Source organism: Amycolatopsis sp. NPDC033938 (assembly GCF_055575975.1).
In genome coordinates, this window is the sequence record NZ_JBVIRO010000008.1 from 75,732 (window position 1) to 91,920 (window position 16,189).

Annotated in this window: 18 protein-coding genes; 9 read left to right on the forward strand and 9 right to left on the reverse strand. The window is 68.7% G+C overall.

All coding sequences use genetic code 11. The features are described 5' to 3' along the window. Nucleotides 1-10 precede the first annotated feature (10 nt). Nucleotides 11-382, reverse strand: coding sequence for a pyridoxamine 5'-phosphate oxidase family protein (locus tag ACZ5ZX_RS21320; RefSeq protein WP_465503732.1), 372 nt, complete (start codon nucleotides 380-382; stop codon nucleotides 11-13). Nucleotides 383-499: 117 nt separating this feature from the next. Between ACZ5ZX_RS21320 and ACZ5ZX_RS21325 the strand changes: the two genes are divergently transcribed. Further along, complete coding sequence (locus tag ACZ5ZX_RS21325; RefSeq protein WP_465503733.1) at nucleotides 500-838, forward strand: hypothetical protein; 339 nt, start codon at nucleotides 500-502, stop codon at nucleotides 836-838. Here the strand turns inward: ACZ5ZX_RS21325 and trhA are convergent, their stop codons facing one another. Then, entirely contained in the window at nucleotides 839-1,480 is a 642-nt protein-coding gene (gene trhA, locus ACZ5ZX_RS21330) for a PAQR family membrane homeostasis protein TrhA (RefSeq protein ID WP_465503934.1), read from the reverse strand. Between the two features lie 132 nt (nucleotides 1,481-1,612). Here trhA and ACZ5ZX_RS21335 point away from each other — a divergent pair, with 132 nt between their 5' ends. Continuing rightward, nucleotides 1,613-2,389 (forward strand): isoprenyl transferase, encoded by a 777-nt coding sequence (locus ACZ5ZX_RS21335; RefSeq protein ID WP_037306485.1) that lies wholly within the window; start codon nucleotides 1,613-1,615, stop codon nucleotides 2,387-2,389. Nucleotides 2,390-2,449: 60 nt separating this feature from the next. Here the strand turns inward: ACZ5ZX_RS21335 and ACZ5ZX_RS21340 are convergent, their stop codons facing one another. After that, nucleotides 2,450-2,698 (reverse strand): hypothetical protein, encoded by a 249-nt coding sequence (locus tag ACZ5ZX_RS21340; RefSeq protein ID WP_219148427.1) that lies wholly within the window; start codon nucleotides 2,696-2,698, stop codon nucleotides 2,450-2,452. Nucleotides 2,699-3,427: 729 nt separating this feature from the next. Here ACZ5ZX_RS21340 and ACZ5ZX_RS21345 point away from each other — a divergent pair. Continuing rightward, nucleotides 3,428-4,714 carry a PhoH family protein gene (locus ACZ5ZX_RS21345; protein ID WP_016337181.1) on the forward strand — a complete coding sequence of 429 codons (1,287 nt, stop codon included), beginning with the start codon at nucleotides 3,428-3,430 and terminating at the stop codon, nucleotides 4,712-4,714. Between the two features lie 388 nt (nucleotides 4,715-5,102). On the opposite strand, the gene ACZ5ZX_RS21350 is transcribed toward ACZ5ZX_RS21345, so the two are convergent. From ACZ5ZX_RS21350 to guaB1, 3 genes are read right to left on the reverse strand one after another with little or no spacing between them, the layout of a single operon-like run. Further along, the gene (locus ACZ5ZX_RS21350; RefSeq protein WP_465503734.1) at nucleotides 5,103-6,701 is read right to left on the reverse strand and encodes an alkaline phosphatase family protein; all 1,599 of its coding nucleotides are present in this window, start codon (nucleotides 6,699-6,701) and stop codon (nucleotides 5,103-5,105) included. Then, on the reverse strand, nucleotides 6,698-7,738 hold the full coding sequence (locus tag ACZ5ZX_RS21355) for a glycosyltransferase family 2 protein (protein WP_465503735.1): 1,041 nt from the start codon (nucleotides 7,736-7,738) through the stop codon (nucleotides 6,698-6,700). Before ACZ5ZX_RS21355 ends, ACZ5ZX_RS21350 begins: the two co-directional genes overlap by 4 nt. Nucleotides 7,739-7,770: 32 nt before the next feature. Further along, nucleotides 7,771-9,210: a GMP reductase gene (gene guaB1 / locus ACZ5ZX_RS21360; protein WP_465503736.1), complete on the reverse strand. Its 1,440-nt coding sequence runs from the start codon at nucleotides 9,208-9,210 to the stop codon at nucleotides 7,771-7,773. A gap of 35 nt (nucleotides 9,211-9,245) precedes the next feature. Between guaB1 and ACZ5ZX_RS21365 the strand changes: the two genes are divergently transcribed. Next, a complete protein-coding gene (locus ACZ5ZX_RS21365; RefSeq protein WP_465503737.1) occupies nucleotides 9,246-9,716 on the forward strand; it encodes a DUF309 domain-containing protein in 471 nt (156 codons plus the stop codon). Here ACZ5ZX_RS21365 and ACZ5ZX_RS21370 read toward each other — a convergent pair. Beyond that, complete coding sequence (locus ACZ5ZX_RS21370) at nucleotides 9,702-10,106, reverse strand: winged helix-turn-helix transcriptional regulator (protein WP_465503738.1); 405 nt, start codon at nucleotides 10,104-10,106, stop codon at nucleotides 9,702-9,704. The two genes, ACZ5ZX_RS21365 and ACZ5ZX_RS21370, sit on opposite strands and share 15 nt — an antisense overlap. Between ACZ5ZX_RS21370 and ACZ5ZX_RS21375 the strand changes: the two genes are divergently transcribed. Together ACZ5ZX_RS21375 and ACZ5ZX_RS21380 are read left to right on the forward strand one after the other, a co-directional pair. Then, nucleotides 10,098-10,472, forward strand: coding sequence for a YybH family protein (locus ACZ5ZX_RS21375; RefSeq protein WP_465503739.1), 375 nt, complete (start codon nucleotides 10,098-10,100; stop codon nucleotides 10,470-10,472). The two genes, ACZ5ZX_RS21370 and ACZ5ZX_RS21375, sit on opposite strands and share 9 nt — an antisense overlap. 74 nt (nucleotides 10,473-10,546) lie before the next feature. Beyond that, nucleotides 10,547-11,776 carry an NADH:flavin oxidoreductase/NADH oxidase family protein gene (locus ACZ5ZX_RS21380; RefSeq protein ID WP_465503740.1) on the forward strand — a complete coding sequence of 410 codons (1,230 nt, stop codon included), beginning with the start codon at nucleotides 10,547-10,549 and terminating at the stop codon, nucleotides 11,774-11,776. On the opposite strand, the gene ACZ5ZX_RS21385 is transcribed toward ACZ5ZX_RS21380, so the two are convergent. Then, nucleotides 11,720-12,421 carry a Pr6Pr family membrane protein gene (locus ACZ5ZX_RS21385; RefSeq protein ID WP_465503741.1) on the reverse strand — a complete coding sequence of 234 codons (702 nt, stop codon included), beginning with the start codon at nucleotides 12,419-12,421 and terminating at the stop codon, nucleotides 11,720-11,722. The genes ACZ5ZX_RS21380 and ACZ5ZX_RS21385 overlap by 57 nt on opposite strands. Before the next feature lie 117 nt (nucleotides 12,422-12,538). On the opposite strand from ACZ5ZX_RS21385, the gene ACZ5ZX_RS21390 reads away from it, so the two are divergent. The 3 genes from ACZ5ZX_RS21390 to ACZ5ZX_RS21400 all read left to right on the forward strand — a co-directional run bounded on the left by ACZ5ZX_RS21390 (nucleotide 12,539) and on the right by ACZ5ZX_RS21400 (nucleotide 14,261). Further along, nucleotides 12,539-13,366 carry an NBR1-Ig-like domain-containing protein gene (locus ACZ5ZX_RS21390; RefSeq protein ID WP_465503742.1) on the forward strand — a complete coding sequence of 276 codons (828 nt, stop codon included), beginning with the start codon at nucleotides 12,539-12,541 and terminating at the stop codon, nucleotides 13,364-13,366. 179 nt (nucleotides 13,367-13,545) lie between these two features. After that, nucleotides 13,546-13,887 carry a hypothetical protein gene (locus ACZ5ZX_RS21395; protein WP_044852244.1) on the forward strand — a complete coding sequence of 114 codons (342 nt, stop codon included), beginning with the start codon at nucleotides 13,546-13,548 and terminating at the stop codon, nucleotides 13,885-13,887. Continuing rightward, nucleotides 13,884-14,261: a hypothetical protein gene (locus ACZ5ZX_RS21400; protein ID WP_465329689.1), complete on the forward strand. Its 378-nt coding sequence runs from the start codon at nucleotides 13,884-13,886 to the stop codon at nucleotides 14,259-14,261. Before ACZ5ZX_RS21395 ends, ACZ5ZX_RS21400 begins: the two co-directional genes overlap by 4 nt. Before the next feature lie 47 nt (nucleotides 14,262-14,308). Here the strand turns inward: ACZ5ZX_RS21400 and ACZ5ZX_RS21405 are convergent, their stop codons facing one another. Further along, nucleotides 14,309-15,826, reverse strand: a complete 1,518-nt coding sequence (locus ACZ5ZX_RS21405) for an ATP-dependent DNA ligase (protein ID WP_465503743.1) — start codon at nucleotides 15,824-15,826, stop codon at nucleotides 14,309-14,311. Between the last annotated feature and the right edge of the window lie 363 nt (nucleotides 15,827-16,189).

The window sequence follows — 16,189 nt, forward strand, 5'->3', positions numbered from 1 at the left end:
CAGGTGCACGCTAAGCGATGTCGAGGGCCGTTCCATAGAGTTTGTCGGTTTTGAGGGTGATGAAGAGCCTGTGTTCACCTTCGGGTGTCCGCGTGACTTCGGAGAGTTCCGCCTTGCCTTCCACGACCGCGAATTTCCAGTGGTCGGCGCTGGAGACGTAGAGCGACGCGGTGGGGTTGTGGCGGAGCTGCTTGACCTTGAGGCGGTCTTCGGTCGTGCTGATCCGGACCTCGCGGGTTTCGGGGTTCCAGTCGTAGAGGACGGTGGAGAGATGCGGGCGGCCGTCGCGCTTGAGGGTCGCGAGGGCGCCGAAGGTGTGCTCGGCGAGGAATTGGCTGAGGGCGGCTTCGTCGAGTGAGCGGGGCGGGGCGTTCTTGGTCATGTGGTGATCATGGCCGGGGTTCCGCGGCGGCCGGAAGAAGGCACTTTCTTGTGCCAGAGGGAACACGCTTGTGTCCGTCCTGGTCACGGTGGTCGTGTCCGCCGATAGATTCGGGCCATGACAGCCGAGCCGGCCGAACACCCGAAACCGATCGACCAGTGTCGGGACGTGTATGACGTCCTCGCGCAGATCAGGCTGCGGCCGGGCATGTGGATCAGGCACGGATCGCTCCGCGAGCTGGAGAACATCCTCATCGGCTACAGCGTCGCGTTGGAGGTCCATGGGATCGACGAGAAGCCCGTGATGTGGCCTGACGGCCCGTTCGCCCAGTGGGTGCAGAGCCGTCTCGGGTGGTCGATGTCCGCGGGGTGGGCGTTCGCCATTCAGGCGAACGCCGACGGCGAGGAGCCGCTGGAGGTGTTCTTCCGGCTCCTGGACGAGTACCGCGCCGGCTGACTACGAGTACATCGCCAGCCAGATCGCGACGTAGTGAGACGTCGCCGCGAGAACCGTGCACGCGTGGAAGTACTCGTGGTAACCGAATGTCTCCGGGAAGTGGTTCGGCCATTTGACGGCGTAGAACACCGCGCCCAGCGTGTAGAACAGCCCGCCGACGCACAGCAGCACGAGCGCCGCGACGCCGGCGTGCGAGGCCAGTTCGGGCAGGACGAAGACGGCGACCCAGCCCAGCGCGATGTAGATCGGCACGCCGAGCCACCGCGGGGCGTTCGGCCACAGCATCTTCAGGGTGACGCCGCCGACCGCGCCGCCCCAGACGATGGCGAGCACGATGTACCCGGTCGGCTGGGACATCGCCAGAAGGGTGAACGGCGTGTAGGTGCCGGCGATGAACAGAAAGATCATCGAATGGTCGGCACGCTTCATCCATTCGTATGCTCGTGGGCTCCACAAGCGACGGTGGTAGAGAGCGCTGACGCCGAAGAGGCCGAGCACAGTCAGCCCATAGACCGAAGTGGACAAAGCGGCTATAGGCGACACAGTGGACGCGGCGAGACTGATCAGAGTCACCGCTCCGGCGACCGCGACGAAGAAAGACCAGAAGTGGATGTGCCCACGCAGGCGAGGACGGGTGTCCACCAAGGGCGCGGGGCCGGACGGCTGCTGTTCGGACTCTACGCTCACCCTTCCCAGGTTACGGCACCGTAGGTTTTTCGCCAGTGTCCGTGGCGCGTCCCACTGAGACGCGAAGGGTGCGTACTCTCCGGTGGCGTGAGTCTTCGGTCCTTCTTGTCAGACGTCGTGTACAGCGCCTACGGCAGGCGCCTGATCCAGCAGGCCAAGGGGCGTCATCCACGCCATATCGCCATCATGCTGGACGGCAACCGTCGCTGGGCGCGCGAAGCGGGCTTCACCGACGTCGCCGACGGCCATCGCGCCGGAGCCAAGAAGATCGCCGACTTCCTGAGCTGGTGCAACGAGGCCGACGTCGAGGTCGTCACCATGTGGCTGCTCTCGACCGACAACCTCGGCCGCGCGGCCGAGGAACTGAGCCCGCTGCTGAAGATCATCACCGACGTCACCGACGAGCTCGCCGCGCCGCACACGCCGTGGCGGCTCCGCATCGTGGGAGCCCTTGACCTGCTGCCCCCGGAGGTCGCGAAGGCCCTCAGCGCGGCCGCGGAGCGCACCGAAGGGCGCTCCGGGATGGAGGTGAACGTCGCGGTCGGTTACGGAGGGCGTCAGGAGATCGCCGACGCGGTCCGCAAACTCCTGCTCCAGCACGCCGACGAGGGCACCTCGATCCGCGAGCTCGCGAAGATACTGGACGTCGATCATATTTCCGAACATATGTACACCTCCGGCCAGCCGGATCCGGATTTGATTATCCGCACCTCGGGTGAGCAGCGGCTTTCCGGATTTCTGCTCTGGCAATCGGCGCATTCGGAATTCTGGTTCACCGAAGCGTATTGGCCCGCGTTCCGCCGGGTCGATTTTCTCCGCGCGATGCGTGATTACGCGTGGCGGCACCGGCGCTTCGGTTCCTGACCCTGGACAAGACGAAGGCCCCGGCGTGCACTCCGGGGCCTTCGACGTCCACACTGAAGGTCAGTGGTGGTGGTGCTCCAGCGAGTGGAGGATCAGGGCCGGGGTGGTGGCGACGCCCGTGTAGGCGCCGGCGACCAGCGAAGCGGCACCGTAACCCAGCGCGCCGCCACCCTCGATGAAGGTGTTGTAGGCGTCGCCGAACGTCGGGTCCGGGGTGCCGGAGGTGTCACCGGTGGCGGCGAACGCGGTCCCGCCGACCATCATGATGCCCGCGGCGACGGCGGAAACGAAACCAGCCTTCTTCAGCACTTCGCACACTCCTTGGTAGAGATATTCAGGGATCGGGGGCACCGAAATCCGGTGGGGGTGTCCCGCAGTGAGAAAATTACTCGCTATTCAGGTCCTGTGACCATGTCGTAAGCCCATTGTGTGAGCCCGGAATGACCGTCTTCACTCGGTCCGGTTCTCTGTCCAGGTCACAAAATGCGCTCCGCAACCAAGCGTGGTAGAACCCCGAATCTCGTCGAGTGAACGCCCTCTGTCGCGTTAATCCGACAGGGTCGCGTCAACGAGCGTCCCTGAATGGAGATCATCACTACCCACCGTGACGGTGACTGGGTGTCGGTGTCAGACGACCGACAGTGAGATGACGGTTTGGCGAATCACCGTGGTGGCTGCCTGCGCGATCGCCCGGACGCAGGTACCTTCCGGAAGTGAGGGTTCGCGTCCCATGCGGACTCTCACGGGAGGCCCTGGTCGTGGCGGTTGTCGACAGGGCGGCTCAGCCGCCCAGTGGATGCACGAGGGGGCCGGCACCCGGCCCTCGCGGCCGTGCCGACTGACGCGTCGAGCGTCAGAAGGAGCGGTTAGCCAGGGAGGTGCCCGGCCCAGCGAGTGCGGGCGTGGTGCCACGCCCACGAGGGAGATGCCGTCGTGACTGCGCAGCGTTCACCCCGCAAGGCCTCTGGCCGTTCTTCGACCGGTGCCTCTGGCCCGGAGAAAGCCTCGATCTCGCCCGAATCCCAGCGCGCCACCTACGTGCTCGACACGTCGGTCCTGCTCTCTGACCCCTGGTCGGTGACTCGTTTCGCCGAACACGCGGTCGTGCTCCCGCTGGTCGTCATCAGTGAACTGGAGGCGAAACGTCACCACCCCGAACTGGGCTGGTTCGCGCGCGAAGCGCTTCGCATGCTCGACGACCTGCGTCGTCAGCACGGCAGGCTCGACGCGCCGATCCCGATCGGCGAGCACGGCGGCACCTTGCAGGTGGAGCTGAACCACTCGGACCCCACGGTGCTCCCGGTCGGCTTCCGCACCGACTCCAACGACCACCGCATCCTCGCCTGCGCGCTCAACCTGGCGGCGGAACGCGCGTCGGTCACGCTGGTGACCAAGGACATCCCCCTGCGCGTCAAGGCGGGCGCCGTCGGCCTCGAAGCCGACGAGTACCGCGCGCAGGAGGTGACGCCATCGGGCTGGACCGGGATGGCGGACGTGGACGTGCCGCAGACCCTGGTCGACGCGCTGTTCAGCGGGTCTTCGGTGGATCCGGCGGAGTTCGGGATGCCCGAGGTCGGTGAACTGCCCTGTCACACCGGGCTGAGGCTGCTGGCGGGGAGTTCGAGCGCGCTGGGGCGGGTCACCGCGGACAAGCGGATCCGGCTCGTGCGGGGCGACAAGGAGGCGTTCGGCCTGCACGGCCGCTCGGCCGAGCAGCGGGTCGCGCTGGATCTCCTGCTGGACTCCGACGTCGGCATCGTCTCGCTGGGCGGACGCGCCGGTACGGGTAAGTCGGCGCTCGCGCTCTGCGCGGGGCTGGAATCGGTGATGGAACGCCGCCAGCACCGCAAGGTCGTGGTGTTCCGGCCGGTGTACGCGGTCGGCGGCCAGGAGCTGGGCTATCTGCCCGGTTCCGAGAGCGAGAAGATGCAGCCGTGGGCGCAGGCGGTGTTCGACACCCTCGGCGGGCTGGTCAGCCAGGACGTCCTCGACGAGGTCTTCGACCGCGGCATGCTCGAGGTGCTGCCGCTGACCCACATCCGGGGCCGGTCGCTGCACGACACGTTCGTCATCGTGGACGAGGCGCAGTCCTTGGAGCGCAACGTGCTCTTGACCGTGCTTTCGCGGCTCGGCACGGCTTCGCGGGTCGTGCTCACGCATGACGTCGCGCAGCGTGACAACCTGCGGGTCGGGCGGCACGACGGCGTTTCGGCGGTGATCGAGAAGCTCAAGGGGCATCCGCTGTTCGCGCATGTCACGCTGACGCGTTCCGAGCGGTCTCCGATCGCCGCGCTGGTGACCGAGATGCTGGAGGACCACGGCTGACGCGTGCGCTTTCACCCTGAGGTGCCGACCAAGGGTGGTTTAGGTACCTACGGTGGGTGGGTCCGGTGCGGCCGGGCCGTGAAGGACTCCTTGAGGGACTCTGAGTCCCTCAAGGAGCCCTTCACGGCCTGGGAAGGCCATCACGAGCCTCGGCAGCACCACCAGTCACAACGGCTGCGCGTGAAGGCCCCCTTCCCTCGGCTCAGCCGAGGGAAGGGGGCCTTCACGCGCAGCGCCGCGAGCCAGGCCGCAGGCCACGCGTAGGTACCTAAGAGAGCGTTCGTTCTCACGGCACTTACCACTCACGACCCCGCGGCCTTCGGCTGATCGACTGCCATGAAAGGTCCTTTCCTTGCGAAATTTGCAAGGAAAGGACCTTTCATGGCGCTCAGGTGACCGGTTTCGCCCAGGGCAGCGGCCGTCCGTCCACGTCGTCGGTGAGTTCGACGCCGAGCATGGCCGAAAGGGTCGCGCCCAGGTCGACGACGTCCAGATCCGGCAGCTTCGCCCCCGGTTCGAAACCCGGGCCGCTGGCGAGCAGCAGCCCGTCCGGGCGGTGGTCGCCGGTGCGCCAATGCTCGTCCGGACCGTAGACGACGCCGGTCTTGGGCGACCAGACCGTCTCGATCGGACCGGTGCGCGCCCAGTCGATCAGCAGATCCGGCAGGGTGTCGTCGGCCTCGCGGTCGTAATGGTCGCTCGTGCGCGAGACCTCGCGTACGACGGGTTTCCCGCTCGCGACGTTCACCAGCGAGAGCAGATCCTCGGTCAGCCGCGCGCAGACGTCCTCGTACTCGGCGCCAGGCTGGACGACGCCGTGCGGTTCGCGGCCGACGAGGTTGATCCGCACCCCGCCGAAGACGAAGTTGTTGGGCGACAGGTAAAAGCGCTGCTTCGACCGTTGTTCGGCGGTCGCCCAGTTCGGTACCGCGGGCAGCGGTGCCGCGGCCAGTCGCTTGCGCAGCAAGGGCATCGCCGCGGACGCCAGCGCGGTCCTCAATGGACCGGGTAGTGCGGCGTAGCCGCGTTTGGCCAGCGTCATCGGGGCACCGCCGCGCAACCCTTCCGACGCCACCCCGTCGAGCAGCCGCAGGATTTCGTGCAGCAGATGACTTCCCTCGTACCTCGGGCCCATACCGTGGCTCAGCAGCACGAAGACCGTGGTGTCCGGTCCGGACAGGGCGAGGTGCTCACCGATCGCGGTGTCGAGGCTCCGATACACCGAGCGGATCGGATCCAGTTCGGCGGCGAGCGCCGGGTCGTGGTCGCGGTGCGCGGGATCGTGCAGATGCCACTGCTGATGGCCGATGCTGTGGGATTCCCCGTACACCGAAAGGAAAAGATCCCAGCCGCCGTCCGCGAGGAGCTTGGTCGACACCTGGGTCTTCTGCGCGATCCCGGCGACGAGGCCGTGGGTGAGCGCGCGCTCCTCGTCGGGTGTCCGATGTGGACCTTCGCGGTGCAGGTAGTCGTCCGGGGCCCAGTCCCGGACCAGGTCCGGTTCGGCGGTGAGGATGGGGGTGAGCCCGATTTCGGCCTCGATCTCCTTCGCCAGCTCGGGCGGCGAGGTGTGGAAGCCGAAATGCCGGTCGTGGCAGGCGTATTCGCTCACCATGACCCCGTTGAGCGGTTTGTCCGCGCGGGAATGCGGGACGTCGAGGACGGCGACGCGTTTGCCCGCCTCGGAAAGCGTCTCCCAGAACGGGGTGCCCCGGATTTCGAGCGGGCTGGTCAACCGTCGTTCATAGGTCTTGGTGTCGACCTCTTCCCAGCAGTGGAACCCGGTCCGCGCGGCCGTGCGGGCGGTGAAGAAACTGCTCCACAGCGAGCCGACGAACAGGCCGTACGGGTTGTGCGTGGTCGCCGACGCGCTGCTTTCGAGCAGACGTGCCAACGTCGGCACCTCGCCGGCCGCGGCGAGTTCACGGATCGTGCCGGGGTCGCAGGCGTCGAGTGCGACGACGAGGATCTTGGCGGGGTCGGTCACGGGCTGTCCTCGGTTCCGGAATGCTTGCGGCGGATGGCCGCGAAGTCGGCGTCGTAGGTCGGTCCGTGGGAAAGCCGGTCCTCGGACGCGGTCGAGTAGTAGCAGGCGATCGCGGGGATGACCAGGGGAGCGCGCTCCGCGGTCAACGCCAGGAGCAGGTCCCAGTCGCCCATCTCGACCAGGGACTCGTCGAACCGGGCTTCCGTCAACCCCGCTCGATGCGCGACAGCGCCGATGTCGGCGAGATTCTCCTTCAGCAGCGTTTCCCGGTCGTACCGCCGTAGGAACAGGGTCGGGAGACCGCCGATGTCGTCGATCACGAAACCGCCATAGGCCGCGGTGATCTCTGGATGCTCACCGAACGCCCAGGCCAAGGCCTTGAGCCACAACGGATGCAGGGTGTTGTCGTCGTCGAGGTAGGCGACGACGTCACCGGTGACCTCGGCCAGCCCGGCGTTGCGGGCGGCGCAGACCCCGCCGTGCGCGACGCGGATCGTCCGGATACGCGGATCTTCGAGGGCGGCGAGCACCTTGGGCGTGGAATCCGCGCTGGCGTCGTCGACGATCACCAGTTCCCAGTTGAGATAACGCTGTGCCTCGACCGAAGCGATCGCGCGTGGCAGCAGCCCGGCGCGGTTGTGCGTCGGCAGGACGATCGAGATCTTCGGTGTGGCCGCGAGTTCGTGCTGGTCGAGCCAGTGGGTGAAGGTGCGGACGTCACGGGCCGCTTCGAGCTGCCCTATACGGACGTGAAGTCCTTCGAACGCGGTGTCGTGGCCGTCGAGCCAGCCGTCCAGGGCTTCCTGCCGCTCGTCGAGGGCGCGCTGCCGGGCCTCCACCGTGGTGGTGCGGGCATCGGCGTCCCGCAGCGCCCCGCCGTGGTCTTCGAGCCAGGCGGTGTGGTGCTCCAGCACTCCGCGCAAACGCTCCAGTTCCTCGGCCTGTGCCGCGATCCGGGACCGGAGTCCGGCGATTTCGTCATTGTCCGCGTGGCGGCGGTCCAGCGCCGCCGCCACGATCCGTCTGAGGGGCCTCACCCGGTGCACCATAGTGCTATCCGGGCGCGGGATCACCAGCCAGCGGGCAGCGGGCGTCCCTCCGCGAAACCGGCGGCCGACTGGATGCCGAGCACCGCGCGCTCGTGGAACTCCTCCAGCGTCCGCGCGCCCGCGTACGTGCAGGCCGACCGGACACCGGAGCCGATGGAGTCGAGCAGATCCTCGACGCCGGGGCGAGCCGGGTCCAGCGCCATCCGCGACGCCGAGATGCCCTCTTCGAACAATCCCTTCTTCGCGCGCTCGAAGACGTTGTCCGTTCGCGTGCGGGCGCCGACGGCGCGCTTCGACGCCATGCCGAACGACTCCTTGTACGGTTTGCCCTGCTCGTCGTAGCGCAGGTCGCCGGGGGATTCGTGGGTACCGGCGAACCAGGAGCCGACCATCGCCGCGGACGCGCCGGCCGCGAGCGCCAGCGCGACGTCGCGCGGATGCCGCACGCCGCCGTCCGCCCAGACGTGTTTGCCCAGTTCACGCGCCGCGGCCGCGCATTCGGCGACGGCGGAGAACTGCGGGCGGCCGACACCGGTCATCATCCGCGTGGTGCACATGGCGCCGGGGCCGACGCCGACCTTGACGACGTCCGCGCCCGCGTGGATCAGGTCACGGGTGCCTTCCGCGGTGACCACGTTCCCGGCGACGACCGGGACCCGCGGGTTCACCGAACGGACGGCCTTGAGCGCGGAGATCATCTTCTCCTGGTGGCCATGCGCGGTGTCGACGACCAGCACGTCGACACCCGCCGCGAGGACGGCCTCGGCCTTCGCCGCGACATCGCCGTTCACGCCGATCGCGGCGGCGACGCGCAGGTTCCCGCCGTCGTCGACGGCCGGGGTGTAGATCTCCGCGCGGAGCGCCGCGATCTCGGTCAGGACGCCCGCGAGCCTGCCGTTTTCGTCGATCCCGAGGGCGAGCCGGCCACCGTGGGCGTGCAGTCGCTCGAACACCTCACGCGGCGGGGTGTTCAGCGGGACCGTGACGAGTGCCGGTTCCGCGACGTCGGCCAGCCGCGCGAAGCGGTCGACACCGGCGCAGGCCGCTTCGTCGACGACGCCGACAGGTTTGCCGTCCTCGTCCACCACGACGACGGCGCCGTGGGCACGTTTGCCGACCAGGTTGAGCGCGTCGGCGACCGCGTCCCCGCCGCCGAGTACGAGCGGGGTGTCCCACACCGTGTGACGGCTCTTGACCCAGGCGACGATGTCGGCGACGGCGGCGGTGTCGACGTCCTGCGGGAGCACGACGAGCCCGCCGCGCCTGGCGACCGTCTCCGCCATGCGGCGGCCCGCGACGGCGGTCATGTTCGCCACCACGATCGGGATCGTCGCGCCGGTGCCGTCCACAGTGGACAGGTCGACGTCGAAACGGGACTCCACGTCCGAACGGTTCGGCAAGAGGAACACGTCGTCGTAGGTCAGGTCGTGAGCGGGCCGGTGCCCGTCGAGAAAGCGCACGAGGCCCCAGGATACCCGCGTGGGACACTGGCGGCATGACCGACCGGGACCGTGACGAAGCCGGACGAGCCCGCAACGCGCGCCCCAGGGACGGCCTCGGCAGGCCGCTCCCGTACGGCGCGGACGGGGTCGAGCGGCAGCCAGAGGGCATCGAACGGACCCCCGAGGACACCATTGCCGAGGCCCAGCGCCTGCTCGACGCGGGCCGCCCGTTTCACGCGCACGAGGTGTTCGAAGACGCGTGGAAGACCACCGACGGACCCGACCGGGAGCTGTGGCGCGGTCTCGCCCAGCTCGCGGTCGGCTTGACCCACGTGGCCAGGGGAAACGGGAACGGCGCGGTCTCGCTGCTGGAACGTGGCGCGGCCAACATCGAGCCGTTCCGCGAGGCGCGTCCGCACGGGATCGACGTCCCCGGGCTCCAGGCGTGGGCACGGGCGATGGCCGATGAGGTGAAGACGCGGGCGCGGGTGGAGCCGGTCGCGCCCCGGCTACTCCGCCAGTAGCGCCGAGCCTGAGCGGTACAGCTCGATCAACAGCGGCCGAAGGGACAGCCCCGCCTGGGTGAGCCGGTAGCTGGTCCGGCTCGGGAAGCCCGGCAGTTCCTCGCGGACGGCGAGGCCTCGCGCGGTCAGGTCGCCGAGGCGTTCTGTCAGCACCTTCGCGGACAGGCCGGGCAACGCCGCGCGCAGGTCGCCGAAGGAGCGGGCTCCGCCCATCAGCTCACGGAGGACCAGCGTCGTCCAGCGGCCCGAGATCGCGGCGAGCGCGACCTCGACGGGGCAGTCCGGCTCCGGCCGCCGCGTGCGGCCGCGGGCGTCCGGCACGAGTTCGCTGTCGAAGGTTTCCGTTTGGTGACCTGCTTCGCGGTCGGTTTCGCTGTCCGCATGACGCATTCCCTCAGTGTGCCTTTGACCGCCGACCCCGCCGGACATCCCTTCGTCTTCCAAGCCGCCTTCAACACCGGATCCACCGAAATCCTCGACACGATCTACGAGCCGGACGCCGTGTTCGTCCGTCGGGACGGGGTGCGGGTGACCGGTGCGGAACGCCGGGCCGCGAACGGCGGGATCCTCGCGCTCGGGCAGCCCATCAAGGTCACTCCGCGCCAGGTGCACGTGTCCGGTGACTTGGCCTTGCTGATCGTCGACTGGGTCATCGAGGGCCATCTCGCCGCGACGGCCACCGATGTCGCGAGGCGTGGAGAGGACGGTCTTTGGCGCTACGTGATCGACAACCCCTTCGGCGTCGGCGCACCTTGAGTACGCGGCATACCGCGAGTATGTTACTTCGAGTAGGAATACTGACCAGTAGGTAACGGCGGGAGGAAGCGCGGATGAGCGAGCCCCAGGAACTGCTGGCCGAACCGCTGAAACTGCGGTGCGGCGCGCTCCTGCCGAACCGGCTGGCCAAGGCGGCGTTGAGCGAGCAACTCGGCGATCGCCGCAACCGGCCGACCCCGGAACTGGCCGAGCTGTACCGGACGTGGTCGCGAGGCGGCGCCGGGACGCTGATCACCGGCAACGTCATGGTCGACCCCACCGCGCTCGGCGAACCGCGCAATGTCGCGGTCCCGAGGGATCCGGACGCGACGGAGTTCAAGTCGTGGGCGCGGTCGGCGGACGGGACCGAGACCGGGCTGTGGGTCCAGCTCAACCACCCTGGCCGCCAGAGTCCCCGGTTCCTGTCCCGGCAGCCGGTCGCGCCGTCCGCGGTGCCCTTCGGCGACCGCGGCATCCGCTCGGTGTTCGCGACGCCGCGGGCGCTCACCGCCGACGAGATCGAAGCGATCATCGAGCGGTTCGGCGTGGCCGCGCGCACCGTCGTCGACGCCGGGTTCGCCGGAGTCCAGATCCACGGGGCGCACGGTTATCTCGTTTCGCAGTTCCTCTCGCCGCTGACGAACCAGCGCACCGACGGCTGGGGCGGTGACGCGCTCCGGCGGCGCCGGTTCCTGCTGGAAGTGGTCGCCCGTGTGCGGGCCGAGGTCGGCGACACCGTGCCGATCGCGGTCAAGCTCAACAGCGCGGACTTCCAGCGCGGCGGTTTCAGCGAGGAGGAATCGCTCGAAGTCGTCCGCGAACTCGGCGAAGCCGGGATCGACCTGCTGGAGGTCTCCGGCGGCACCTACGAGAAGGCGGCCATGATGGGCTCCGGCCGGGCGAGCACCGCCAGCCGTGAGGCCTACTTCCTCGACTACGCCGCGAAGGCGCGGCAGGTCACCGACGTCGCGCTGATGGTCACCGGCGGCTTCACCAGCCCGGAAGGCATGGCGGACGCGCTGCGGTCCGGCGCGCTGGACGTCATCGGCCTCGGCAGGCCGCTGATCGTCGATCCGGGGCTGCCCGGCCGGCTGCTGCGCGGCGAGGACGTCCGCGCCGAGCGCACGGCCCCGAAGACCGGCATCCGGCTGGCCGACAGCCTGCTCGAAATCCAGTGGCACACCCAGCAGATGCACCGGGTGGCCGCCGGGAAACCGGTCGACCGGCGGCTCGGCGCGGTGCGGACGTTAGTACGTGCCGGCGTCGCGGATCCGCTCAACGCCTTCCGCCGGGTCCGGGGCTAGGTAGTCGTCAGGCTCGTCCCGGCGGCTGAAGGTGCGGTCGAAGCCGACCGCGGCCGCCGCGAGGCCGATGAACAGGACCCCGATCAGCACGCAGTTGAACGCGACGCCGCCGTAGCCGTTGATGCCCGGGTCGACGAACGGGTACGGGTAGAACCCGATGATCGCGCCGCGCACCAGTGTGACCGCGAGCCAGGCCAGCGGGTACAGCAGCGACCACGACAGGACGCGCCACGACAACTGTCCGCGCGGCCCGAACAGCAGCCAGCCCGCGACGCACATCAGCGGCGACACCTTGTGCAGCATCGTGTCGGCGAACACGGCCCAGCCGTGCAGTTCGTAGAGGTCGGCGAGCGCGACCTGGAAGACGACACCGGTCACGGTGATGCCGACGAGCCCGGTGAGCCGCAGCACGCCGGACAGGGTCGACCGTCCCGCGACGCCGAGCGCGAGCAGCAGGCTGCCGACGCCGACCAGGATGTTCGAGTCGATGGTGAAGAAGGCCAGCAGATTGGCCACCCGCCCGGCCGGGGTCTGGAAGGTGCCGCCCGTGGTGCCCGCCGAAACCGGGATCTGCGCGGCGAGACCGGCGATCACCACCAGCGCTGTCGCGCCGAACCAGGCACGCGCGATCTTGGAAGCCTGCATTCCACCTACTTTATGGGTGACCGGGCGGGGACGTCCCGTCACCACCGCACGTCGCCACTCGATCGGGGGCGGGACGCCGACGGGAAATCCCGCGCATCGGGTCATATCGTGGAGGCGATGGACGTCGAGCGGATGCCGGGGCGCCGCGGCCGGGTCGCCCGGGGCCCGGTGGAAGACAGCGGGCCCGTCGCCGGATTCGCGCGACGGCTGTGGGAGCTCAAACGGGCCGCCGGTGACCCTTCCTACGACCGGATGCGCGACGAGTACGGCGCGCTCGCTTCGAAATCGGCGCTTTCGGCCGCCGCGCGCGGAGAGCGTCTGCCCAGCTGGGAGACGTCCTGGGAGTTCGTCCGCGTGCTGGCCGTCGGGGTGCTCGGCGGTGACGAGGACGAGGTCCGCCACGAATGGCGCGGCGAATGGGAACGCGCGCGGGACGGGCTGGCCGCCGGTGCCGTGCCGGAACCCGTGCCCGAACGTGCTCCGGGACGTTCGCGCCGGACGGCGTTCGTCCTCGCCGGGGCCGTGGCCCTCGTGCTCGTCGCGGCGCTGGTGTTCGTCTTCACCGTCCCCTTCGGTTCCGGGCCCGCCGCACCGGTCGGCGACGCGTCGGAATTCGTCGCCGACGTGACCGTGCCCGACGGCAGCGAGGTCGCGGCGGGGTCGGTCTTCGTGAAGACCTGGGAGTTCCGCAACGCGGGAACGGTCGGATGGGTCGGCCGCTATCTGGTCCGCGCCGGCTCGTTCGGGAATCCCGGCGAATGCGGCACGCCCGAACGTGTACCCGTCCCGCAGACCGCGCCCGGCGAGCACGTGCGCGTCTCCGTCGAGGTCCGCGCACCCGATCGTCCCGGGCATTGTCAGGTGTACTGGAAGATGGCCGACGAACAAGGGCACATCCTGCTGCCGAACACCCGTGCCGTGTTCTTCTCGGTCCGCGTCATTTGACCTTCCGGGCCGATGGTCAAAGCGCTGACCTGCGCGGACATTGGTTTCCCTGCCATGGCCATTTCGCGGTCGTGAATTGCTTCCGAAGTGGCTTCGGGCGCCCTTAACGTCATCGGCGTCCGGAATTCCGGATGGGGATTTTCCGAAACACTCTCACATTCATTGCGGAAAGGGAATCCATGCGTCCGTACGTCAAGGTCGCCGCATTGGCCGGGACAGCGCTCACCGTCGCGCTCCTGCCGGTGACCGCCGCGCAGGCGGCGCCGTCGTCCGCCTCGGGCAGTGATCCGATCATCACCTGTGAATCCGGCTATCACGGTTGGATGCGCCGGGCCGGGAAGGACGCGATCTGCCTGAAGCCGGGCACGCGTACCTGGGACGTCAAGGTCTTCGAATGCGCCGGGGATCTGACCGTCCACTTCAAGAACGGCCAGAAGGCCTACTGCGGCGGGAACATGAAGATCGGCCTCGACCTCGCCGTCCAGTCCAATGTCGTCAAGACCGTTGTGGGGAACCGATGAAGAAGAAGCTGTTCGCCGTCGTCCCGGTCGCCCTGGCGGGCACCCTGCTGATGGCACCGTCCGCTTCGGCGGCGTCGAAGGTCTGTGAGGGCGGGCCGCTGATGGGCGCGTCGACCAAGGTCGTCGAGGTGAGCGCGGGGCAGAACATCGACATCACCGTGCACAACCACGACTACCGGGGAATGCTCGTCCAGATCATCGACGACGTCTTCGACAAGGGCATCTGGAGCGGGGCGATCGCACCCGGCAAGGAGCGCACGGTGAAGCACGGTGTCCTCGGTGAGCCGCCGGTCTATCACAAGATCCGGTTCGAGGTGACCTCCAACCTCTCGAACAACTACACGTACCGGATTTCCTCGGACCGCTGCTACTGACCTGAGGCAATTAGTCCTCTACACGCGCAAGGACCGCGTGTAGAGGACTAATTGCCGGGTTTGAGGAGGCTTCGGACGGTGTCGATGGTGTCGGCGTCGGCGGCCTCCTTGTCGGGCCGGTAGCGCACGACCCGCGCGAACCGCAGCGCCAGCCCGCCCGGATACCGTGTGCTCACCTGAGCGCCGTCGAGTTCGATCTCGACGACGATCTCCGGCCGGACGTGCACCACCCAGTCCGTGCGGTGGGTCTCGATCTCCTGGAACGTCTTCGTCTGCCAGGCCAGCAGTTCGTCGGTCATGCCCTTGAACGTCTTGCCGACCATGATCGGCGGCCCGCCATCGGGGTCTCGCGCGCCGAGATGCAGGTTCGAGAGCGTGCCGGTGCGCCTGCCGTGTCCCCATTCCGCGGCCAGGACGACCAGGTCGATCGTGTGCACCGGTTTCACCTTGAGCCACGCGCGCCCGCGGCGCCCCGCCGCGTACGGCGACGCGAGATCCTTGACCATCACGCCCTCGTGTCCGGCGGCCATCGCCGCTTCCAGCACCTCCTCGGCCGACGCGGGCGCGACCTCGCCGGGAATGACGTGCTCTCCGGCGACCTTCCGCAGGGCGGCGTTGCGTTCGGACAGCGGCGCGTCCAGCAGGTCGACGCCGTCGAGATGCAGGCAGTCGAAGAAGTACGGCCGCAGCAGCAACGCCTTGACCTGCTCCTCGCGGGTGCTGCCGAACCGGCTCATCGTCTCCTGGAACGGCCTCGGCCTGCCGTCGTCGGTGAGCGCCAGCGTCTCGCCGTCGAGGACCACCGACGAACACGGCAGCGACCGCACGAGCTCCACCAGTTCGGCGACGCTGCCGGTGATCTCCCGCAGCGTCCGGGTGTAGACGCGCACCTCGTCGCCGTCGCGGTGGACCTGGATCCGCGCGCCGTCCATCTTGTACTCGACCAGGGCCTCGGCGTGTTCGGTGATCGCCTCGTCCAGCGACTCCGCCGGGGACGCCAGCATCGGCCGGATGGGCCTGCCCAAGGCCAGCTTGAACTCCGCGAGCCGTTCTTGCCCGCCTGTCATCGCCGCAAGCGCCGTCACCGGGAGCTGCCCGGACAGCATGAACGCCCGCCGGACGTCCTCGACCGGGATCTCGGACGCCGCCGCGATGGCGTCCACCATGATCCCTTCGAGCGCGCCCTGGCGCAGCTCGCCGGTGAGCAGCCGGAAGAGGAACTCCTGCTCGGCCTTGGTCATCTTGGTGAACAGCGCCCGCAACGTCTCCGCGCGCAGCTTCACCGAGCCCGACCCGGACGCCGCCCCGACCGTGCCGAGCGCCGTGTCGACCTCCGCCACGGTCAACGACGGTTCGGCGGCCGGAGCCGCGTTCAGCTCGGCGAGCGTCCGCCAGCCGGTGCCTATCCGGCCCTGCGTCGGCTGCCCGGTGAGGAACGCGACCACGGCGGGCAGTTCCAGCTCGCCGGCGGCGCGCAACAGCGCGGCCAGAGTGGCGATCTTCGCCTTCCTGGACCTCGTGGCGGCCAGTTCGGCCGACGCGGTCACCACCGCGGTGAGCAACATGGGTCCATCATGACCGCGGGCACCGACAGTTTCGCGCTGAAACCTGATCGGGGCTGCGAAGGGCGCAAGTGTGCCCTGAGGGGTCCGTGAAGGCCTCCTTCCCTACTCTCAAGGTAGGGAAGGAGGCCTTCACGGACATTCGAGATCTTGCAGGTCAGGCGATTGTTCCTGGCTGTGGCGGGGTCGTAGGCGTCGGTGGTGGAGCAACGATGAGTTCAGTGTCCACAAGGGATATCGCCGAGTGATTGAGCGTCCGATTGATGTCGCTATGTACGATTCTGCCCGGGGGTGGGGGGGGGGGGGGGGGGGGTGTGGTGGAATAGAAAGACCAACAACCCCCCGCCCCACCCCCCCAGACTTCTC